We start from the raw sequence: 23254 nt of genomic DNA, 5'->3' as shown, positions 1-23254 counted from the left end.
GATATGGGAAAACAAAAAATAGGGATTACAGGTCAGGCTGGCTTTGTGGGCAACCATTTGTATACAACATTATCTTTGAGGGAAGATGTGGAACTGGTACCTTTTGAGCGTAACTTTTTTAACGACAAAAGTGCGTTGGAGCAATTTGTAACGAATTGTGATACCATAGTGCATTTGGCTGCCATGAATCGACATGAAGATCCTAATGTTATTTACAATGCCAACATTGGATTGGTGCAAGAACTGATAGATGCTTGTATCCATACCGGTTCAAAACCTCACATTATTTTTTCATCCTCTTCCCAAGAATCCAAGGACAATTTGTATGGGAAGTCCAAAAAAGAAGGAAAGGAAAAGTTTATGGAATGGGCCAAGGATTCTGGCGCAAAGTTCACTTCCTTGACCATTCCCAATGTTTTTGGACCATTCGGCAAACCGAATTATAATTCGGTTGTGGCGACATTTTGCCACAAAGTGTCCCGGAATGAAAAACCTACCATCCTAAATGATGGGGAAGTGGGTCTCATTTATATCAACGATCTGGTAAAGATTTTTATCGATACCATATTTGGAGAGCAAAAAGGGGAGGTATTGGGCCAAAATAGTTTTGGGGTCGATATTCAGCCCAATCATCTTGTTAAAGTTTCAACTATTTTGGGATTGTTGAACAAGTTCAAATCGGATTATATGGAAAAAGGGATTTTCCCCAATCTGGAAGACCATTTTGAAAAATCCCTGTTCAACACCTTTAGATGCTATATACCGGAATCCCATTATCCAGTAAAGTTCACCAAGCATACGGACCCTCGTGGCAGCTTCGTGGAGATTGCCAGAACCCAAACGTCAGGACAATTTTCCTTCTCTACCACGGTTCCGGGGATCACACGCGGGAACCACTTCCATACACGTAAGGCGGAAAGATTTGCGGTTATTCAGGGAAAGGCCAGAATACAACTCCGAAAAATCGGGACAAACGAAGTAATCAACTACGAACTGGACGGGACAGAACCCGCCTATGTAGATATGCCCATATGGTACACGCATAATATCACCAATGTAGGGGACGGGGAACTGATCACCCTTTTCTGGATCAACGAACCCTATGATCCAGAGGATGCCGATACCTACTTTGAAAATGTTGAATGACTAAATTAAAACACGACCATTGAAAAAACTTAAAGTTTTAACCGTAGTAGGAACAAGACCGGAAATCATTCGCCTTGCTTGTGTGTTGAATGCATTGGATGCCAATGAGGCCATTGAACATACTTTGGTACACACAGGACAGAATTATGATTACGAACTGAACGAGATCTTCTTTGAGGATTTTGGTATTCGAAAACCCGATTACTTTTTGGGTGCCGCAGGTAAAAATGCAACGGAGACGGTGGGCAATATTCTGATAAAGATCGATCCTGTTCTTGAAAAAATTGCACCCGATGCTTTCTTGGTATTAGGGGACACCAATTCCTGTTTATGTGCAATTCCCGCAAAAAAACGGAAGATTCCCGTATTCCACATGGAAGCAGGAAACAGATGTTTTGATCAGAGGGTGCCGGAAGAGACCAACAGAAAGATTGTGGACCATGTTGCCGACATTAACCTTACCTATAGTGACATTGCCCGGGAATATCTTTTAAGGGAAGGATTGTCCCCTGATAGGGTAATAAAAACGGGTAGTCCCATGTTTGAAGTATTGCACCAGTTTAAGGGTAAGATTGAGGCCTCCAGGGTACTGGAGGATTTGGGTCTGGAGAAGGAAAAGTATTTTGTGGTTTCGTCCCATAGGGAAGAAAATATTAACAACCCCAAGAATTTTGAAGGTTTGATGGAATCACTTAATCAAATCGCCGAGGTTTATGATTATCCCGTAATTGTATCTACCCACCCAAGAACACGGAACATGTTGGATTCCAAAAAAATCGAGACACACAAGAACGTCCAATTTTTGAAACCATTGGGCTTTTCCGATTACAATGCATTGCAAATGAATTCCTTCGCTGTATTATCGGATAGTGGAACGATTTCTGAAGAATCCTCCATTTTGAATTTCAGGGCATTGAATATTAGGGAGGCCCATGAGCGACCAGAAGCCATGGAAGAAGCTTCGGTGATGATGGTGGGATTGAACCCGGAACGGATTTTACAAGGGTTAAAGGCCCTCGAAGTGCAGAAAAGAAACCCAAACCGAAATTTCAGGGAGGTTTCCGATTATACCATGCCCAATGTAAGTGAAAAAGTGGTACGTATCATTCTTTCCTATGTGGACTATGTCAATAGGGTAGTATGGTCCAAATGAACAATATGAAGAGAGTTCTTTTTTTGGCTTTGGGTTTCCCCAATGTGTCCAAGGCCAACAACTTGTATACAGATCTAATGCAGGAGTTTGTTCAACGGGGTCACGATGTTTTGGTGGTAGCTCCACAGGGAAATGAACCTAGTGATGGGGTTTGTATGGAAGGCAACGTAAAGGTCCTGAGGGTAAAAACCCTTCCTTTGTTCAATGTAGGTACCATAAAAAAGGGTATTGCCAATGTGCTTTTGCCTTTCCAATACAGAAGGGCAATTAAAAAATATTGTCAAGATCTAGATTTTGACCTCATCGTGCTTCCTACACCGCCCATAACATTGTTAAGCGTTGCTTCATGGTTGAAGAAGAAAAGTGCCGCCAAGGTGTACCTTATTTTGCGTGATATTTTCCCTCAGAATGCGGTCGACCTTGGAATGATGGGACAACATGGATTGTTGCACAAGTTTTTCAGGAAGCAGGAGAAAGATCTATATAGAATTTCCGATTCTATAGGTTGTATGTCTCAGGCCAATGTTGACTATGTTAAAAGGCATAACCCTGAATTGGGCCAAACCAAATTACATATGTTGCCCAATTGGGAAAGATTACCAGAACCCGTTAGTGATGAAGATATTTTGTCCATTCGGGAAAAATATGGAATTCAAGATAAGTTTGTGGTCGTATTCGGAGGTAATATGGGCCGCCCTCAAAAAATGGAAAACATTGTTGCCTTGGCCAATGCGTTGAAGGATAACGAACAAGTATGTTTTTACTTGATCGGAAGTGGCACTGAAAAATATCGGGTTGAACAAATGATAGAACAGTTGGGGTTGCAAAATATCCGCACCATAGATCAGTTGCCCAAAAAGGAATACATTCAAATTTTGGCCGCTTCGGATGTAGGTCTGATTTCATTGAGCGATGAATTCACCATACCTAATTTTCCTTCCAAGGTGCTTACCTATTTTGGATTGAAAAAGCCAGTTCTGGCCTCTTTAGACCTTAGTACGGATTTCGGGCAGATGTTGGAGCAGACCAATTCTGGTCTTTGGTCCGAGGCAGGAAAGTTGGAAGATTTCAAGAGAAACCTACTTTGGTTACTGGAGCATGCCGATGAGTCAAGAAAAATGGGCCAAAATGGGCATCATTATATGAAAATGAGCCTTACCCCGGAAATTGCATATGAAACTATTATGAGGGAAATAGAAAACTTATAAGGGAACGATGGCAAAGCCATTTTCTGGCAATCCCTATCAGACTTATAATGACAATAAAAAAGGGCGACCAAATTGGTCGCCCTTTTTATAATTAGTCAGGATACCAAACCAAAAAAACTAGTTTTTCTTTCCGATCTGATAATAGGTAAAACCTTGGTTTTGTAAACGTTCTCCATCGAATTGGTTTCTACCATCAAAAATAATGGGCTTTTTGAGGGAACTTTTGATCTCTAGAAAATCTGGTGACCTGAATTCTTTCCATTCGGTCAACAGCAGCAGGGCGTCCGCATTTTTAAGTGCGCCATACTTAGTATCTGAATATGATATTCCTTCCAGATCCTTTAAATAGAATGTTTGGGCCTCATGGATAGCTTTTGGGTCATAGGCCTGAATTTTTGCTCCCAGGGACGTCAATTTTTTAATGATATAGATGGAGGGAGCCTCACGCATGTCATCAGTTCCAGGTTTAAAGGATAGACCCCAAACGGCAAATGTTTTATTGGATAGGTCCTTGCCGTAATGGGAAATTACCTTGTCGGCAATGACAAATTTTTGTCGATCATTGACATCTTCCACGGCATTTAGCAATTGAGCATGATAACCTGCTTGCTCTGCGGTTTTTTTCAGTGCCTTCACGTCTTTGGGAAAGCAGGATCCTCCATAACCACTACCTGGATAAATGAAACTATAACCAATTCTACTGTCGGATCCTATTCCTATTCTCACCTTATTTACATCTGCCCCAACAAGTTCACAAATATTGGCCACCTCGTTCATGAACGATATTTTAGTGGCCAACATGGCATTCGCCACATATTTGGTCATTTCTGCTGAGCGAACATCCATGACCAACATACGGTCCATACTACTCCTAAAAAAGGGAGCGTATAACTGGCGCATGGTTTCCGCGGTCTCTTTGTTCTCCGTCCCAACAACCACGCGGTCAGGTTTCATGAAATCGCCAATAGCATCACCTTCTTTTAAAAACTCGGGATTGGAAACTACATGAAATTCAATATTTTCCCCTCTTTTCTGCAGTTCTTCCGCTATTACGGCTTTCACTTTGTCCGCAGTCCCCACAGGAACGGTGGACTTGTCTACGACAATTAAGGGTGTTGTCATATGTTCGCCAATTTCCTTGGCTACTTGAAGCACATACTTGAGATCGGCAGAACCATCTTCTCCCATAGGTGTTCCTACGGCAATGAATGCCATGACACAATTGTGCAGACAATCATTAAGTTGCGTATGAAAATGTAGTGTTTTATTGGCAACATTTCGCGCTACCATGGGTTCTAAACCTGGTTCATAAATAGGGATGATACCATTTCTTAGGTTTTCTATCTTTTGTTCATCGATATCTACACATGTTACAGTGTTTCCCATTTCAGCAAAACAAGTGCCCGTTACCAAGCCGACATATCCGGTACCTACGATTGTTAATTTCATTCTTAAGTTAAAATTTCTGCATACAAAGATGCGATAAACCCTTTAAAACAACTGTTTGTTTTAGATAAACTTTCCATAAAACGGATGAACTGTTTAGCGATAGAAGAGTTGTTGAAATATGGCTTTGACCTTAGTTTTTTTTGGAAAAGGTATCCCCTCAGGATATTTTATAATATTCCCTGTACCAATCGATGAATTGAGCTATGCCAAAATCAATCGGGGTATTGGGGGAATAGTTATAATCCTTGCTCAATTGGGATACATCGGCCCAAGTTTTCTTAACATCACCTGGTTGCATCGGCTTCATTTCCATGATGGCTCTCTTTCCCAATAATGTTTCTATTGACTTGATGAAATCGAGGAGTTTTTCTGATTTATTGTTTCCGATATTATACAAATGATAAAGTTTTTCCGGATCGTAAGTAGTTGTATACCGGTCCTCAATAATGTGCATCAACCCATGAACGATATCGTCAATATAGGTAAAGTCCCTTTCAAGGTCCCCATTATTGAATACTTGGATGGGTGTTCCGTTCAGTATGGCTTTTGTAAATAGAAACATGGCCATATCAGGACGTCCCCAAGGGCCATAAACAGTGAAAAACCGTAAACCTGTCGTTCTAAACCCGAACAAATGGCTATAGGTATGGGCCATCAATTCATTGCTTTTTTTTGAAGCGGCATAAAGACTGATAGGTTGATCTACGGTATCGGAAATTTTAAAGGGAACTTCCTTGTTCAATCCATAAACACTGGAGCTACTGGCATAGACCATGTGTTTTATCTTAAATTTCCTGCAACATTCCAATATATTGAGAAAGCCTACAATATTGCTGTCCACATAAGCTTCGGGATTTTCAAGACTGTACCTTACACCTGCTTGCGCCGCAAGATTACAGACCACATCAAAGTTTCCTTGCCCAAATATTTCTGGAAGTTCCCGTCTATCATCTATTGACTGCCGTATAAACTTAAACTTTGAATATTTGGAGCTGTTGCAAAATTCATTTGGGACATTGGCACAAATTCTATCTATTCCTAATTGTTCCAGTCTGGAAAATTTAAGGTCAACATCATAATAATCATTAATGTTATCCAACCCAATTACCATATGGTTGTTCTCCAAGAGTTTTTTGGTAAGATGAAATCCTATAAAACCAGCAGCTCCAGTAACCAAAATATTCATGATACTCTTATTTTAATATAAATGCCGAATATGGCAATGCTGTAAAATTAAGTTAAATATATGGTTGGCGCTTAGTAATAAACCATTGGATGTATTGGTGGGTTGTTTCATGTGATCAAAGGATTTTAGCGCACCATCATTACGGTGCTTATGTTAATTTATGGAGTGTTTGACATATGGAACTGTATAAACATCCAAGTTTTGTTGGCAATTAAGGTATCTATGTGTACCCAGATCAACAAGCATTTTTTATTTGAACACTTAATCGATTTTTTTTCATCTTGGGCGAATTGTGGGTTTAAATGGATGTCGAGGCCAATTTTCCTATTACTTTTACTTCCGAGTTGTAAAATGCTCGCCTACTTATTTCAACCCAAAACTGAAATGGAAACCACTGTCTTAAAAAAAATATGGCTATCACCTCCCCATATGGGCGAGAATGAAGAAGCATATGTAAAGGAAGCATTCGATTCAAATTGGATAGCCCCATTGGGTCCCAATGTGCAATATTTTGAATCGGCAATCGAGAACTTCATTGGTAACGATGTACATGTAGCATGTTTAAGTTCGGGCACGGCTGCCATCCATTTAGGATTACAGTTGTTGGGGGTCGGCCATGGAGATGAAGTAATTTGTCAGAGTTTTACGTTTGCTGCCACTGTAAATCCGATTACATATTTAGGGGCCTCTCCAATATTGATCGATAGTGAAAGGGAAACTTGGAATTTATCACCCTCACTTGTTGAAAAGGCCATAAAGGAAAGATTGGCCGTGGGAAAAAAACCAAAGGCCATTGTTGCGGTCCATCTTTATGGGATGCCTTATCAAATTGAAGAGATCCATTCAATTGCTCGGAAATATGAAATACCTGTGCTTGAGGACAGTGCCGAGGCTTTGGGAAGTTCATATAAAGGAATCCGATGCGGTGGGTTTGGAGATATCGGAGTACTATCGTTTAACGGAAATAAGATAATCACTACATCCGGTGGTGGAGCCATACTCTGTAGATATCAAAGTACCAAGGAAAAAGCAGTTTTTCTTGCAACCCAGGCAAGGGATAATGCCCCTCATTACCAACACTCTCATATTGGATACAATTACAGAATGAGCAACGTGCTGGCAGGTATTGGAAGGGGACAGATGGAGGTTCTTGAGGAAAGGGTAAATGCAAGAAGAAGTAATTTCCAATACTATAAAGAACAATTGTCGAGTATATCCGGAATTTCATTTCTGGAAGAACCGGATGGTATCTATTCCAATAGATGGCTTACTTGTGTATTGACACCATCCTTTAAAATTAGGGAAACCCTAAGGCAGGCACTTGAAAACGAAAACATAGAATCAAGGCCATTATGGAAACCTATGCACTTGCAACCTGTTTTTGATAAGACCATAGCATACGTGAACGGGGTGAGTGAGGAGCTATTTCAAAAAGGATTGTGCTTGCCAAGCGGATCCAGTTTGCAAGAAGATGATCTTGAAAGAATATGTAACATTGTTAAAAGCGTACTGAAATGATAAAGGAATTCTTTTTCAAAACAGGCAGACGCTACGCTTCAAAGTGGACCGTGTTATGTATCGATCTTTGTATTGTTGCGGTTTCGTTTATCCTTTCCTATTTTATAAGGTTCAACCTAAGTTTCAATTTTGATGTTCAAAGGTTGTGGACACAATTGCCCATTGTGGTAGTGTTGTTCTTTGTGTCATTTATTATAGTTGGAAGCTATAAGGGTGTGGTTAGACATACGGGTATCAAAGATGTATATGCAATTTTTAATGCAGTATGTTTGGCAAGTATTGGGGCCATTGCGATCGTCATGATCAATAGATACTATGACCTGGTTATCGAATTTACCATTCCACTTTCCATCATCATCATCAATAGTTTGATCACATTTTTGGCATTGTCGGCTTCAAGGTTCGTTTTCAAAATTGCGTATGAAAGCTTGATGAACAAAAGTAATGCCCCATTTAAAAACTTGATCATCTATGGAGCGGGCGAATCAGGCATAATAACATATAATACTCTGACGGATCACTCCAAGATGAGGGTCAAAGTTGTTGGTTTTGTGGACAACAACCAGAAAAAAGTTGGTAAACAGATCAATGGTGTAAAGGTATATGACAAAAAAATCCTGACCCAGGAGTTCATAAGGTTCAACAACATTTCCGAAATTATTTTTTCTATACAGACCATCAATCCCAAGCAACTTAGAGCTTTGGTGAATGAGATTGTAGATCTTCCCGTAAAAGTAAAGATCGTACCTCCTGTAGAAGATTGGATCAATGGGGAACTAAAGGTTTCACAGATCAAAAGGGTACAGATAGAGGATCTATTGGACCGACCACCGATCGAAATCAGGAACAGCAAGGTCATGAAAGACTTTGATGACAAAGTGATCATGGTAACCGGTGGGGCTGGATCTATTGGTAGTGAATTGGTAAGGCAGATATGTAAGTACAATTACCGTTCCCTAGTGGTGGTTGATCAAGCAGAGTCGGCCTTGTACGATCTTCAGCAGGAATTAAAGCAGGCTGGGTTCTTTAATTTCATCCCTATTGTTGGTGATATTCGGGATAAGAACAAAATGCGGGTGCTTTTTGAACAGCACAGACCGGATAGGATTTTTCATGCGGCCGCCTACAAACATGTTCCATTAATGGAACAGAATCCGTACGAAGCGGTTAAGATCAACGTTGCCGGAACCAAGACCATTGTAGATCTTGCCATTGAGTATGATGTGGAGAAGTTTGTTTTTGTGTCAACAGATAAAGCTGTCAATCCTACCAACGTAATGGGGGCCACCAAGCGTATAGCGGAAATGTACATTAGCTGTAGGCAACAAGAAGACAAAACAAAATTTATCACCACACGTTTCGGTAATGTGTTGGGCTCCAACGGCTCCGTAATTCCTTTGTTCAGAAAGCAGATAGAGAAAGGGGGGCCATTGACAGTTACGCACAAAGATATTACCCGATATTTTATGACCATACCGGAGGCTTCTCAACTGGTTTTGGAAGCAGGTGCCATGGGCAAAGGTGGGGAAATATTCATTTTTGACATGGGAGAATCTGTTAAGATCATGGACCTTGCCAAGAATATGATCAGGCTTTCCGGACTTCATTACCCTGATGACATTGACATTAAAATTACAGGATTGAGGCCAGGTGAAAAGTTATATGAAGAACTATTGGCCAATGGCGAGAATACCCTCCCAACATACCATGACAAGATCATGATCAGCAAAGTAAGGGAAATAGACTATGCCAAGACTAGGAATATGATCGATGAACTTTGTATTTCTAACCTCTTTTTCAAGGACAATGTGGTTCAATTGATGAAAAGTATTGTACCCGAATACATATCAAACAATTCTGATTTTTGTAAATTGGACAAAAAGAACCCTAAGGAAGATCAAAAGAAAGAGTCTGAAGTTGGGTTTCCTCAATTCAACAACTAAATATGCATATTTCAATGTTTTCAAAAGTTAAATCGGTTCTGATTGCCGTGGTTTTGGCATGTACCTTGTTTTCCTGTTCCCCAACAAAAGATGTAGTGTATTTTCAAGATGCCAGTCAGTTTGAAACCCTGGTAGACGACAATACCTTTACCACCAAGTTCAAAGTGGATGATTTGGTAAGTATCAATGTATCTGTTTTGGATGCCGAGGCCAGTGCGCCGTTCAATCTCTACAGAGGTGCACAAGAGGGCGGTATACGTCCGGAACAAGTGGATTATTTAGTGGACAAGAATGGTGAAATCGATTTTCCTGTTATCGGTAAATTAAAAATTGCTGGATTGTCACCAAGTGAGACCCAAAAATTATTGGAGGGAAGATTATCCGATTATTTGGTGAACCCCATAATTAACATTAGGATCAAAAACTTTACGGTAACCGTTCTGGGAGCCGTTAATAGACCGGGCACCTACCCAGTTAATGGGGAACAAATTACAATAATGGAGGCACTGGGACTTGCCGGTGATATTGACATTAAAGGACGTAGGGACAATGTAATGGTCATTCGTGATTTTGGTGGCACCAAAGTCTACAATCGAATAAACCTAAACCAAAAGGATGCCCTTAAATCCCCGGTTTACTATCTTACCCAAAATGATGTGATTTATGTTGAGCCCAACAAATCGGGAAAAACGGCTTCGAGCTTAGATCAGAGAACCTCAATTGCAGTGTCCATTGTTTCTGTATTGGTTACATCAACAGTACTTCTGTTGACTAGAAGTTAACTTTTACGGCCAGCGTTCCCCAATTTTACAATTCAATAATAAATGAACAACACTAAAGAACTTGATTTAAAGGGCCTTTTACAAGGATATCTTAAGCATTGGAAATGGTTTGCACTGAGTGTGGTCATCTGTGTGGCCTTGGCGGTACTGTACCTGAGATATTCCATCCCTGAATATAGTGCAACGGCTAAGATTCAAATTTTGGAAGAATCCAGCGGGGCTTCTGAATTGAGCGTTCTGGAGGACCTTAATATATTCTCTTCGGGTAAGACCCAAATGGAAGATGAAATAGAATTGATCAATGCCAGGGCCAATTTTGTGCGTATTGTCAAAGATCTTGGGCTAAATGTAAGCTTCTTTGTCATGGGTAATATCAAGGACGCCGAGATTTATAATAAAAAGGAGTTGCCCCTTTCCATAAATTTCTTGTCCAACGATTCAATTATCAGTAATTCAAAGTCATCTTTTTATGTGAAGATATATTCGGAAACATCTTTTGGATTTAGGCAAAATGAGGATACCCCGGAAAAAAGAATTGGATTTGGGGAAAAATTCAACACAGAGGTGGGGGATGTTATCATAACTCCAAATAAGAATGTTGCAAATTTTGAGAACAGGGACATCAGGATTGACATTAATCCAGTGAACGACCTGGCTGATTTTTATAGGAAAAAAGTGATCATCAAGGCAAATGATACTAAGTTTTCAAACGTCATTGAGTTATCGTTACAAGACCCCATAAAGACAAGGGCTGTCGATATCATCAACTCCTTGATCAACATCAACAACACCAATGCGGTATCAGACAAAAAGGCCATTGCGGATAGGACCACAAAATTCATCAACGATAGGATCACTGAAATCTATAGTAATTTGTCATCTGTGGATGAAACCGCCGAATCCTTTAAGGAAAGTAGGGGAATTGCCGATTTGGGATCCCAGTCCAATGTTAACTTTACCCAAAGTGCCGCCAGTGAAAGGCAATTGCAAGATGCCAGCATTCAATTGAACATCGCAAATTCGATGAAAGATTTGATTGGTGAGCAAGATGGTTACGATATCATACCGACGAATGTTGGATTGAGTGATGCAGGTATTGCCAACTCGGCTCAACGGTACAATGAATTGGTTGCCCAAAGAAACCGACTTTTGGAAAGTTCCAATGAGAAGAACCCGGTAATCGTCAAATTGGACCAACAACTGGAAACTTTAAAAAGGGGCATGCAATCAAGTTTAAACAATGTGACCAATAACCTTGATTTGCAGGTAAACAGTTTGAGCAAACAGCTATCACAGATCAACTCAAGGATATATGCGGCCCCAAGCAATGAACGGGCACTTAGGGACATATCAAGACAACAGCAGACCACAGAATCCCTCTATTTATACTTGCTACAGAAACGGGAAGAGTCACAGATCACTTTTGCCTCTGCCTCTCCTAAATCAAAAATTATTGATGCGGCATACGGATCTAAATTTCCGGTATCCCCAAAAAATAATGTTATCTACCTTACAGCACTGATACTCGGTATGTTGATTCCGTTTTCGATTTTTTACACACGGGATTTGTTGGATGACAAAATTCACAATAAGATAGAGTTGGAGAAATTGGTTTCCGATAAGGTGCCTGTTTTGGCAGAATTGCCAAAGATCACTAGAAAGGATAATAAACTTGTATCGGGAATTGACCGTTCCGTCTTAGGGGAATCTCTTCGAATATTAAGGACCAATCTGGACTATTTGCTCAGAAAGAACATTAAGTCACAAAAAGGAAGTGTCACCCTCATCACATCAAGTGTTTCAGGTGAAGGAAAGACATTTTTGTCATCCAATCTCTCCATGGTTTTGGCCAGCACCAAAAAAAGAGTTCTGCTCGTTGGTGCAGATATCCGTAACCCCAAATTGCATAATTTTTATCTGAACAACAATGGAAGGGACACAGGTAAAGAAAAAATAGACAGAAAGGATGTCATAGGATTATCGGAGTACCTTTATGACAAAGGATTAAAAATAAAGGATGTTATCAACCCTACCTTCATCAACGATAACAAAGTTGATGTTGTTTTCTCGGGGAAAATCCCACCCAATCCGGTGGAATTGTTGATGAGTCAACGTTTGGAGGAGTTTTTTGAAGAGGTAAGGGAGGATTATGATTATATCATTGTAGACTCGGCTCCAATGTTGGCCGTTACCGATACTTTGTTGGTAAGCGAGTATGCCGATCAAATTCTTTATGTTGCCAAAGCCGCCGTTACGGAGAAAAAGGTATTGCAATATCCCATCAAACTACTTGAAGAAGGAAAAATCAAGAACATGTCCTTTGTTGTCAATGGGGTGAAAGAGGCAAATCTTGGGTATGGTGGAAAGTATGGCTATGGATATGGCAAAACCGTTAAAAAATGGTGGAGTCTATCTTGATTTTAATCAGAAGAAAGTGTCTATCGTACGTTCCATTACGGGCAATAGCTTGTTCAACACTTTATTGGATAGTTTAACCTCTTTCAACAGGGCAAGTTGTCTAATATTATGAACATCGGTGCCCACAAAATCGATTAGGCCATCCATAAGAAGTTTTTCTGCCATTTTGGTGATATTGCTTCCGTAAGATTCGGGCGCAAGTGACAACAGGTTCAGTTGGAATAGGATTCCGTTGGATTTCATGTAAGGGTATTTGCTATACTTCTGATGGTAATACATGTAACGTTCTGGGTGGGCCAATATGGGAAAATAGTGCTGTTTGGCCACTTCTTCAATGGCCATTTCAAAATTAAAGGAAGGCTGTAAAAAAGACATCTCTACCAAGAGATATTCTTTGTGAAGTGGCATTACCTGCTCCTCAAGGAGAATGTTTTCAAAATTATCATCGATCATGTGCTCGGCAGCAGCTTCCAACGTAGTAACTGACATTCCTCTTTTTTCCAGTTCATTGACAAGCAGGGTATGTGCCTTTTTTATGGTAGCGGGAGTGTTCTCGTAATGGTTGTGCATGATGTGGGGCGTGCAAATGAAGCTTTTTACCCCCAATTCAGAAAAGCCAGCGATCATTGCCATGGAATCTTCCACCTTTTTGGCCCCGTCGTCAATGCCCGGCAGAATATGGTTGTGTATATCCACCAGCCCATGCATGTAATCGGCCAAGTAAACCTTCTTTTGGAAAAAAGTGAGCATGTCTAAAATTTGGATTGCAAAGATAAGGATATGTAAGGGTAAATAATAACATATTGCACTTGTCTTAATAATCCGATAAAAACAAAGGGCCGATCCATTTGGATCGGCCCTTTGTTTACACTACTATATATTTCTTAACTAAACTCAAAGGCTAATTTAAGGGTTAATGAAATGCACAGGGATTAACAATCGATCAAAAAGGTTAATGAAAGATTAATAGGATTAACCAAGAGGTAAATAGCTGCCTTTTTTTTGCTTATTTAGCACCATGCTGACCAAAAGAAACCTGTATGTCCTAGTCTTTGTGGTATCTGTCATTGGCCTTATGGTGGTCCAATATCAATATCTCCGTGTAGGTCTTGGATTGGCGCGGGTACAGTTTTCCGAAAAAATGGACAAGACCAGGACCAATATAGGACAAGAACTCTCTGAAGTGAATTCCTTGACCTATACCTTGGGCAATATGATTAAAAAAGATACTTCTGAGATTAAGATCGGATTGGATAGTTTAAAAAAGACCTCCCAATTTTATCTAAACGATTATATTTCGTACCAGTTGGGTGTTTCCGGGGTGGATGTACCCTTTACCTATAGCTTGTATTCCAGGGATTCCATTCAGTATTTGACTTCGGTCAAACCGCATTTAAAAAATCAGGAAGCGTTGACCTATCCCATAAAACTAAAAGGATATCTTCCCGAAATTTTGGGCAAAGAAGTTATCTTGGAACTTGGTTTCAGTGACCTGAACCGATATTTTATGAGTCAGCTGAAAGGGTTGATCATTCCAAGTGTTTTGTTTTTGTTGGCCATCATTATTGTGGTCATTTGGGTGTTGCGTTCCTTTTATTGGCAAAGCAGTTTGATTACCACGACCAATGATTTCATCAATAACCTGACCCACGAGCTCAAGACTCCTGTTTTTTCCATAGGATTGGCCAGTAAAATCTTGGAAGAGGGGATTTCCGAGGAGAAAAAGCCCGTTGTACAGCTCATCAGGCGTGAAACGGACCGATTAAGGAGCCATATAGATAAGGTATTGGAACTGGCAAGTTTGGAGTCGGGCAAAAAGCTCATGCAATTCAACGAGTTGGATTTTAAACCGGAATTGCAACGCATCTGTGCAGATTTCAAAATATTGGCCGACAGCGAGAACTTGATTTTTGGTTATGAACTACTAGGAGATAAGTATTGGATCAAGGCCGAGAAATTCCATTTGGAAAATGTGATTGCCAATTTATTGGAGAATGCCAAGAAATATTCAGATGACCCGGTTATCAAACTAAATGCTCAAACTCAAAAAGGAAGGTTGTTCATTTCCATTGAGGATAATGGTCAGGGCATCCCAAAAAGTGACCAAAAAAAGATTTTCAGAAAATATTACCGCATAAAGAATGGGGATGTACACAAGGTAAAAGGATACGGCCTTGGACTTTCCTATGTGCAAAAAATAGTGAGGATGCATCGAGGTAACATTTCGGTGGAAAGTGAATTGGGGAAGGGGACCAAGTTCATCCTTTCTTTTAAATTGATCAAAAATGGATAAAAAATACAAATTGTTATTGGTTGAAGATGATACCTCTTTGGGGTACTTACTCTCGGAATATTTGGGGATGAAAGGCTTTGTGGTCACTTGGGCCAAAAACGCACAGGATGGATTGGTGAAAACGGAGACCAATGTTTTCGATTTGGCCATACTGGATGTCATGCTTCCTGATATGGATGGTTTTGAGCTTTCCCAAAAAATTAAGAGCGTTAATCCCGAGCTTCCATTTTTGTTCCTTACGGCCCGTTCGCTCAAAATAGATGTCTTGAAAGGGTTTTCTTTGGGAGCAGTGGACTACCTGAAAAAACCGATTGACGAGGAAGAGCTGGTGGTGCGAATCAATGCACTTTTGGCCAGATTGGTGACCGACCCCGAAGAAGAACCCCAGGTTTCTGAATATAAAATTGGGGACTATATGCTCAACACAGAAAATTTTGAACTTCGTTATAAAGGGGAGCCCATTAAATTAACGGGTAAGGAATTTGACCTTTTGACCTTGCTTGCCATGAACCAAAACCAATTGGTGACCCACAAGGAAATTCTGACCACCATTTGGGACAAAAATGATTACTTCAACAAAAAGAGTCTTAATGTATTTGTGTCCCATTTGCGCAAACATTTGGCAAAAGATGTCAAGATCAGTATCGTAAATGTAAACCGAAGGGGTTTTATGCTTCGGGTCGATGAGAAATAATGTTCCTGTAGGTTGGCTTGGTTTTTGTGGCAATTTAATTAACCAACCAACTGTTTTATAAATGTTCAATTTTCTTCGAAATAAACCGGATTGCCCACCATTGTGCCAACTGGACCAATTGTATAAGCATACGATTTCCAAGTTGCCCATCAATGAAAAGATTGCCTATTGCGAGCGATTGGTAGAAAGTGCACGTTATCAATTGGCCCATGCTTGTCCTAAAAAAGACTTGGGTCACTTCAAAAATCTATTGTCGGCTGCAGAATCAGAACTACTTCAGTTAAGATTACTGGCATAGTCCCATGAATTTATAGGCCCCGTTCAGATAATCGAATTAATTGATGTAGGTGAATGGGAGTCAATTGATGTCGGATATATTTTTGATAAATCTTTTTTGATGAAATTCATGTAACAAATATCCCATTGATCGTCTTATGGAGCAGGTGTTTGCTCATTTCCACCTTTTTTACATCAATTAAAAATCAAATTATGAATAATCGATTAAATTTTTCCCTTCTGGCATTTTTTATAATGTTCATCAGTTTTGGCCAACAAAACATTAACCCGAAGAATATATCAATCAACCTCGATTTGATAAAGGATGAAACCTATACCATGAAGTGGTACATGATACAAGATACCTTAAAGCATGAAATAGGCACAATTGACACCAAGATTCAAAGAAATGGGGAGAATATTATCATCATTACTGATGTGAATTTACCACAATCTACTAAACCTTGGGTGGATAGCACAGTGGTGAAAATGAAGAACTTTTCACCCATTTATCATTCATCCTATAATCAGAATCGAGATATGGCCATTAATTATGGAATGAAAGTTACTGGTTATCATGTTGATCATAAATCTGGAGATAAAATTGAATTGAATGAATCCCCAACGATTTCATTTTTTGATAGTAGCGCCTACTCGCAAGTTATCAGGTTTTTGCCATTGGCAGAAGGTTATACCTGCACTTTGGATATATTTGATTTCAATCCAAATGCCACAACAGGAACAATGGCAGTACATGTAAAGGATGTCTCTTCTGCCCAATTCACTACAAAAACAGGTGAAAGGGAGGTTTGGAAGGTTTATGTAACAGATGACATTAGCGACAACCAAGCCAACATATATTATTATATTGAAAAATCCACAGGAATTCTTTTGCAGCAAGAAGTGGATATAACAGGAAGAAAAATGGTCATGATTAGGGAAGGTATCTGAATTAACAAGGTGTAAGAAGAAAAGTAGCTTTTCGGGAATTTGGAGAAGAACACTTTATCATATCTAGTGAAAAAATCTTAAGTTTAAGGCTGAAATCAATTCCTATATCATGAAAAGATCAATCCTTGCTGTTTTACTTTTTTCCCTATGTTTTCATGCTTTTGCAACAGAAACCAAACTAATGGTCAGGGCCAAGGCCAAGGATGCCAAATTTGTAGGCAGTTCCATTGGAGGGGCCCATATCATAGTAAGGAACAGTATCAATGGTGAAATTCTTGCGGAAGGCATAACCAGTGGCAGCACTGGCAATACGGGATTGATCATGAAAACCCCCATTGAAAGGTATACCCAACTGACCGATGCTGAAACAGCCGGTTTTTTGGCAGTTTTGGATATTGCGGAACCTACTTATGTTCGGATTGAGGTGATTTCACCCATCAATAGGAAAAATGCCCAAGTACATGCCAGCACCGAACTTTGGTTGATACCCGGTAAAGATATTTTGGGTGATGGGGTTGTAATCGAGATTCCGGGTTTTGTGATCGATATCCTTACGCCCAATACACATCAGTACATTCCTTTGGAATCCATTAAATCTACTGGCCTAGACATCAAGGCCAATATTGTGATGATGTGTGGATGTCCCATTGAAAAAGGTGGGGTTTGGGATTCGGAAATCATGGAAGTAAAGGCCATTGTTAAAAAAGACGATAAGGTTTTTGGGGAATTTCCTTTGGATAACCCATCTCGAAACTTGTTTTCCACCAATTTGAAAATTGAAAGTGCCGGTCATTACCAAGTTTTGGTCTACGCCTATAATCCAAAAACCGGCAATACTGGGGTAGATACCATAAATTGCGTGGTCACGGAATAATCTGATCTCATACAGCATTTTTGTAATCGATTCCTGTCATGCGACTTCGGTAAAATTTGGTACCTTTTGGCTCCTAAACCAAATGCTCCAAAATGAAAAGGACCCGACCGATTTCACTTTGCCTCATATTGCTTTTTACTGCTTGCCAAACCACTCCTAAAATGGATCTGCTGGATGTGGGCATTCCACTTAAAATGGCAGAATACCGGCATTCACAGGTTTCCAATGTGGTATATGCCCTTTCTTTTGATATTCCAGAGGAAAAAACATCTCCCATACCTTCAAAATTGGAATTGAAACTGGAGCTGTACGATCTTTCCCATCCGTTATATCTGGATTTCAACGCAGATGCTTCATTGTTGAAGGAATTGGTGGTAAATGGCGAAAAGCAGCCTATTGACCATCAGAAAGAGCATTTGATCATTTCGGAGAATCTGCATAAAGGAGAGAATACCATTCAGATTCAATTCCATGCAGGGGAGTTGTCCCTCAATAGAAATGACGATTTTCTATATACCCTGTTGGTGCCGGATAGAGCCAGTACCTTGTTCCCTTGTTTTGATCAACCCAATATCAAGGCAAAGTATAAATTGGATATTACCGCTCCAAAGGCATGGAAAGTACTCTGCGGGGCTCCTTTGGTCACTAGTTCAATGGAAGGAGATAAAACCCACTACCAGTTTGGTGAAAGTGATCCTATGAGCACCTATCTTTTTTCCTTTGTGGCCGGAAAGTTTGAATCGGTTACCGAGAACCCAGGGATTTTTGATATGACCTTTTTGTACCGTGAAACAGATTCGACCAAGATCAATTTAAGTACAGGGAGGGTTTTTGACATGCACCAAAAATCGATTGACTTTCTCCAAGGATATACCGAGTATCAATTTCCATTTAAAAAACTGGATTTTGCAGGCATACCAGGATTCCAGTATGGTGGAATGGAGCATGTTGGAGCAATTCAGTATAGGGAACCAGCCTTGTTTTTGGATGAAAGTGCCACGGAACGTCAAAAAATGGGCAGAGCCAAACTCATCGCCCACGAAACATCCCATATGTGGTTCGGGGATTTGGTTACCATGGATTGGTTCAATGATGTTTGGATGAAGGAGGTATTCGCCAATTTTATGGCGGACAAGATAGTGAACCCAACTTTTCCGGATATCAACCATAGGTTACAGTTCATGAATTCCCATTATCAAGGGGCTTATGGAGAGGATAGGACCAGGGGAACCAATCCCATTCGGCAAGAATTGGACAACTTGAAAAATGCAGGCAGTCTGTATGGAGGTATCATTTACAACAAAGCTCCGATCATGATGCGTCAGTTGGAGGCAACTATTGGGGAGAAGGAGTTTAGGGAAGGCATTCGGGAATACATCTCCAAATACGCCTACGGAAATGCTACTTGGAACGATTTAGTGGGCATTTTGGACAATAGGACACCCAAAGATCTTCAACAATGGAGCGAAGTGTGGGTAAACCGATCTGGTAGACCCATTTTTACTGAAGAAATCAGTTATGAAAATGATAAGATCAAAACCTTCACCCTTTCTCAAAATGCGGAAGATGGTAGTGATAATATCTGGCTACAATCCTTTGAAATCACTTTGGTATATCTAGACAGTACTTTGACAATTCCGTTCAGCGCGGAGGCACCTTCAGCCAAAATTGAAAAAGCCATAGGTCTTAAAAAGCCGGAAGCCATCATCTACAACTCCAATGCGTTTGGTTATGGTGTATTTCCCGTAAAAGTGAACGAGTTGGTTTGGATTCCCAAATTAGAGGATGAAGTAGCTAGGGGGTATGGGTATTTGAATGCATATGAAAATGTGTTGACCGGCAATTTAGAGCCTAAAGTGGGATTGGATTTGTTCATCGGCGGTGTACAATCAGAGCAAAATGAATTGGTACATGGATTGCTGTGTGGGCAGATCAGCAGTGTATTTTGGAGTTACCTTTCACCCGAGGAAAGAACACAGTTTCAGCCTATACTTGAAACTATGCTTTGGAAAGAACTGACCAAAGAGAACCATGCTGCCAATATCAAAAAGAACATTTTTGGACTGTGGAAGGGAATAGCCTATTCCGAAGATGCCAACAAAAAATTGTACCAAATCTGGAATAAGGATCTACAAATACAAGATCTAAAACTCAACAAGGATGATTACACGGGTATGGCCATGACGTTGGCCTTGTATGAACACCCCAAAGCAAATGAAATTTTGGAATCTGCCAAGAAATCGTTGGACAACCCAGATCAATTAAAACGGTTTGAATTTTTGACTCCTGCGCTTTCTGCGGATGCATCGGTAAGGGCTGAATTTTTTGAATCTTTTGAGGAGGCCAAGAACCGTGAAAAGGAGGCTTGGGTTTTGGCCGCCTGTGGGTATATCCATCATCCATTGCATCAATCAACAGCCATTGAACAATTGCCACTGGCATTAGATTTACTGGAAGAAATACAGAAAACTGGCGATATCTTTTTTCCAAAGCGATGGCTAAGCGCTACTGTTGGTCAATATCAGTCGGCCGAAGCCTATGAACTGACAGAAAAATATTTGACTGACCATCCTAATTTGAATAACTCTTTGAAGGGCAAACTTTTACAGGCAACCGATGATTTGTATCGCTACGTAAAGCACTAATAGAGACAACAAGTTGGGTAATTAGAAGTTCTTAAAACCGAAATCGATAGACCAAGTATTTTGTGACTGGAATTTTTGTTTGGAATGCTTCATAAATTCAATCCATCAAATAATCAAAGGAATCATAACAAGATCAAGATTGGTTATTGTTGATATTTGCAGGGTCGGTATTTTCCAAAAAATGAAATCGACCAGAGCCAACAATTTTTATATTGTTGCGTATTGCATCAAACTCAGGTTTTTCCAATATCTTTTTCATTTGAGCACCAAAGTTTGAAATATACTGCTCGGATAGTTCCGCTATTTCCTTGTCCGGATAGCTATTCTTATTTGTACTGAGTTTATATTCTATAGCCTTTTCCAAAGTTAGAATAGTAGTTGGAAAGTCAAAATATTGAGTGTTCTTGCTATTCTTTTTCTTTGCGGTTCTGTAGTCCATTTTTCTTTTCTCACCAGAAAATAACAATTCAACTGTCTCAACCACATATTGCTTATTGGAAAGTTCGGTAATGACCTCATCAATAGAGCTGGATTTAAGTTCGTTGATATGTTTTGGTATATACACTAAGAACTCAATGGCATCGGGGTTTGTCTGTTCTTTTCTTAGTCTTCTTACAACGGGTGCCAAATAATTGTAGATATAGCCATATGCAAGGGCATACGCAATGGAAAGCTCTTCATCTGCAAGTTTGTCACCCAGACGTTTGTTGAGCCATCCCCCAAAAATTGCAACGATGGAGTAAAATAGTCCTAAAAATGCCAATAGGGGCTCAAGGTTCATGGATGAGTTATAGAGCCATAGGGCAGCAAACAATACACTTGCCACCAATATAATAACCGACAACCATTGAAAAAGGGATTGGATACGATAGAGGCTACGGTTGGTTATTAACATCGATAGAACTGGTATAATCGATTGATTGTTATGTAAATATAGTCGATTTTTCCTCATCTTAATTATATTGGTTGTGTGACTTTTGTTACAATTTAATCATTCTAAATAGCTGAAAATAAACGATTTAGTGATAAAAATCATTGTTCTTCCCACCTCTTGAAAATACCTTTAGTACCATAAGTTTTAAATACGAGTACCATGAAAAAATTTTGGTTAATGGTGTTGGTTGTTCTAGGAACAGCCACACTACAGGCACAGGATAGGGACAGGGATAGGATCCAGGATCCCGATCAAGATCGAGACCGATTAATGTTGGTCGATGGCGACGTATTGCAAATACGTGACCGAGACCAAGTACGCTTACAAGACCCCATTACTTTGGCAGACGGAACGGTGGTCAATTTAAATGGAACCTATGTGACCCCAGATCGCGACCGCTTACGTTTACGTGACGGGGAATGTTTGGACAATGACGGCATCAAGTATCGTAACGAGTACCAATACCGCTACAAAATGATGCAGGATGATCAAGGGTTGACCAATGCGCAAATCCAAACGAGGAACCAAAACAGGTACCAAGTAATGCTCATTGATGGTGAACTCTACCAAATCAGAACCCAATCCCAAAACAGGTTACAACAACGATTGGAATTGGCTAACGGAACAACCGTTAACCCTGATGGCACCTACATGAACCAAGACCGCCAACAGCTAAGGCTGCAAAACGGGGAATGTTTGAACATTGACGGTGTCAAGTTCAATAACATGTACCAACATCGTAAAATGATGCTCCAAAAAAACATGATGAACATGAAATCCAAAAAGGCCAATCTTCAAAAGAAGAAAGCCGGACAGATCATGTAGTTGTATTTTGGTTTAGGACCATGCCGTCTCATTGCGGCATGGTCCAACAACTTTAAAATGTAGAGCCATGAAACAAAGTGTCTATTTCGTTTTGTTTATGCTATTGGGTCTATGGGGAGCATTTGCCCAAAAAACAAGCAAACAAAACACCGCTGAGGAAGAATCCTATGTTCTTGTAGACTTGAGCTATATGAACGATGCCATTTTTATGGGCCGTAGGGATTCCATTGCAGCTCCCTATCTGTTGCCTTCCATTGGTTACTATGATAAATCGGGTCTCTTTTTCGATGCTACAGCTTCTTATTTAACAAGTTCAGCCGAACAACGTGTTGACTTGTTCTATATATCAGGAGGGTATCTTTTTGATGGTAAAAAATGGAGTGGGGGACTTTCAGGAACCGCATACTTTTACAATCAGGATAGTTACAATGTGCAATCTGAAGTGGTGGCGGATATTACTGGATTGCTCAGTTATGATTTAAAATTGTTGGAGCTTTCCGTTTATGCCAGTTCCTATTTCAATAAAAATAGTTCTCCCGACCTTTTCTTGGGATTCATGGTGGACAAACCCATTTACGCCATGAACAGGAAACTACTTATCGACCCCAAATTTTCAGTCTTTGCCGGGTCACAATACTTTTATCAAGAATATTATACCACAAGCCGACTTGGGAACCGAAAAGGTCAAGGCAACGGTCAAGGAGGTACAACCACCACAGAAGTGGTCACCAATGTGGAAATAGCCGAAGCTTCAGAATTCAACGTGCTTAATTTGGAATTTGGTCTACCCGTACATTACCAACATAAGCACTTTATTTTCTCGTTTACCCCCACTTGGGCATTTCCGCAGACACCTGCCACCCTTACCACGGATGATGGGGTGTATGAAGAGGATTTAAAAAATGTGTTCTATTGGTCTGCGGGCATCAGTTACTGGTTCAAGACCAAAAAGAATTGAT

At 40.1% G+C, this 23254-nt stretch carries 19 protein-coding genes; 15 read left to right on the top strand and 4 right to left on the bottom strand.

The genetic code is table 11. From position 1 onward, the window contains the following. Positions 1-3: 3 nt before the first annotated feature. Genes LKX84_RS12620 through LKX84_RS12610 form a run of 3 tightly spaced genes read left to right on the top strand, consistent with a single transcriptional unit; the run spans position 4 to position 3507 of the window. On the top strand, positions 4-1146 hold the full coding sequence (locus LKX84_RS12620) for an NAD-dependent epimerase/dehydratase family protein (RefSeq protein WP_228237520.1): 1143 nt from the start codon (positions 4-6) through the stop codon (positions 1144-1146). Positions 1147-1165: 19 nt separating this feature from the next. After that, entirely contained in the window at positions 1166-2299 is a 1134-nt protein-coding gene (gene wecB, locus LKX84_RS12615; RefSeq protein ID WP_228237519.1) for a non-hydrolyzing UDP-N-acetylglucosamine 2-epimerase, read from the top strand. Positions 2300-2304: 5 nt separating this feature from the next. Then, positions 2305-3507, top strand: coding sequence for a glycosyltransferase family 4 protein (locus LKX84_RS12610; RefSeq protein ID WP_228237518.1), 1203 nt, complete (start codon positions 2305-2307; stop codon positions 3505-3507). A gap of 117 nt (positions 3508-3624) precedes the next feature. Here LKX84_RS12610 and LKX84_RS12605 read toward each other — a convergent pair whose 3' ends face one another. Both LKX84_RS12605 and LKX84_RS12600 read right to left on the bottom strand, forming a co-directional pair. Continuing rightward, positions 3625-4956: a UDP-glucose dehydrogenase family protein gene (locus LKX84_RS12605; RefSeq protein WP_228237517.1), complete on the bottom strand. Its 1332-nt coding sequence runs from the start codon at positions 4954-4956 to the stop codon at positions 3625-3627. 157 nt (positions 4957-5113) lie between these two features. Beyond that, positions 5114-6142, bottom strand: coding sequence for an NAD-dependent epimerase/dehydratase family protein (locus tag LKX84_RS12600; RefSeq protein WP_228237516.1), 1029 nt, complete (start codon positions 6140-6142; stop codon positions 5114-5116). A 384-nt stretch (positions 6143-6526) separates the two neighbouring features. Between LKX84_RS12600 and LKX84_RS12595 the strand changes: the two genes are divergently transcribed. The 4 genes from LKX84_RS12595 to LKX84_RS12580 are packed head-to-tail and all read left to right on the top strand — an operon-like array spanning position 6527 to position 12803. Next, positions 6527-7660, top strand: a complete 1134-nt coding sequence (locus LKX84_RS12595) for a DegT/DnrJ/EryC1/StrS family aminotransferase (protein WP_228237515.1) — start codon at positions 6527-6529, stop codon at positions 7658-7660. Continuing rightward, positions 7657-9603: a polysaccharide biosynthesis protein gene (locus tag LKX84_RS12590; protein WP_228237514.1), complete on the top strand. Its 1947-nt coding sequence runs from the start codon at positions 7657-7659 to the stop codon at positions 9601-9603. Before LKX84_RS12595 ends, LKX84_RS12590 begins: the two co-directional genes overlap by 4 nt. Positions 9604-9617: 14 nt before the next feature. Continuing rightward, positions 9618-10385 (top strand): polysaccharide biosynthesis/export family protein, encoded by a 768-nt coding sequence (locus tag LKX84_RS12585; RefSeq protein WP_228237513.1) that lies wholly within the window; start codon positions 9618-9620, stop codon positions 10383-10385. Between the two features lie 42 nt (positions 10386-10427). Further along, positions 10428-12803: a GumC family protein gene (locus LKX84_RS12580; RefSeq protein WP_228237512.1), complete on the top strand. Its 2376-nt coding sequence runs from the start codon at positions 10428-10430 to the stop codon at positions 12801-12803. A gap of 6 nt (positions 12804-12809) precedes the next feature. Here the strand turns inward: LKX84_RS12580 and LKX84_RS12575 are convergent, their stop codons facing one another. Beyond that, complete coding sequence (locus LKX84_RS12575) at positions 12810-13553, bottom strand: tyrosine-protein phosphatase (protein WP_228237511.1); 744 nt, start codon at positions 13551-13553, stop codon at positions 12810-12812. 268 nt (positions 13554-13821) lie between these two features. Between LKX84_RS12575 and LKX84_RS12570 the strand changes: the two genes are divergently transcribed. From LKX84_RS12570 to LKX84_RS12545, 6 genes are all read left to right on the top strand, one after another. Then, positions 13822-15096, top strand: coding sequence for a sensor histidine kinase (locus LKX84_RS12570; RefSeq protein ID WP_228237510.1), 1275 nt, complete (start codon positions 13822-13824; stop codon positions 15094-15096). Beyond that, on the top strand, positions 15089-15790 hold the full coding sequence (locus LKX84_RS12565) for a response regulator transcription factor (RefSeq protein WP_228237509.1): 702 nt from the start codon (positions 15089-15091) through the stop codon (positions 15788-15790). The genes LKX84_RS12570 and LKX84_RS12565 overlap by 8 nt, the downstream gene beginning before the upstream one ends. 61 nt (positions 15791-15851) lie before the next feature. Further along, a complete protein-coding gene (locus tag LKX84_RS12560; protein ID WP_228237508.1) occupies positions 15852-16088 on the top strand; it encodes a hypothetical protein in 237 nt (78 codons plus the stop codon). Between the two features lie 317 nt (positions 16089-16405). Continuing rightward, positions 16406-17017 carry a hypothetical protein gene (locus tag LKX84_RS12555; protein ID WP_228237507.1) on the top strand — a complete coding sequence of 204 codons (612 nt, stop codon included), beginning with the start codon at positions 16406-16408 and terminating at the stop codon, positions 17015-17017. Positions 17018-17126: 109 nt separating this feature from the next. After that, a complete protein-coding gene (locus LKX84_RS12550; RefSeq protein ID WP_228237506.1) occupies positions 17127-17891 on the top strand; it encodes a hypothetical protein in 765 nt (254 codons plus the stop codon). Between the two features lie 92 nt (positions 17892-17983). After that, a complete protein-coding gene (locus tag LKX84_RS12545) occupies positions 17984-20536 on the top strand; it encodes a M1 family metallopeptidase (RefSeq protein ID WP_228237505.1) in 2553 nt (850 codons plus the stop codon). A gap of 133 nt (positions 20537-20669) precedes the next feature. Here the strand turns inward: LKX84_RS12545 and LKX84_RS12540 are convergent, their stop codons facing one another. Beyond that, complete coding sequence (locus LKX84_RS12540) at positions 20670-21488, bottom strand: STING domain-containing protein (protein WP_228237504.1); 819 nt, start codon at positions 21486-21488, stop codon at positions 20670-20672. Positions 21489-21629: 141 nt separating this feature from the next. Between LKX84_RS12540 and LKX84_RS12535 the strand changes: the two genes are divergently transcribed. Both LKX84_RS12535 and LKX84_RS12530 read left to right on the top strand, forming a co-directional pair. After that, on the top strand, positions 21630-22295 hold the full coding sequence (locus LKX84_RS12535) for a DUF6799 domain-containing protein (protein WP_228237503.1): 666 nt from the start codon (positions 21630-21632) through the stop codon (positions 22293-22295). Positions 22296-22362: 67 nt separating this feature from the next. Next, complete coding sequence (locus LKX84_RS12530; protein ID WP_228237502.1) at positions 22363-23253, top strand: hypothetical protein; 891 nt, start codon at positions 22363-22365, stop codon at positions 23251-23253. The last annotated feature ends 1 nt before the right edge of the window (position 23254 follow it).

This window comes from Allomuricauda sp. M10 (genome assembly GCF_020782875.1).
Classification (GTDB): domain Bacteria; phylum Bacteroidota; class Bacteroidia; order Flavobacteriales; family Flavobacteriaceae; genus Flagellimonas.
Note: the sequence above shows the minus strand (reverse complement) of the source record. Positions and strands in the feature narration are given on the sequence as shown.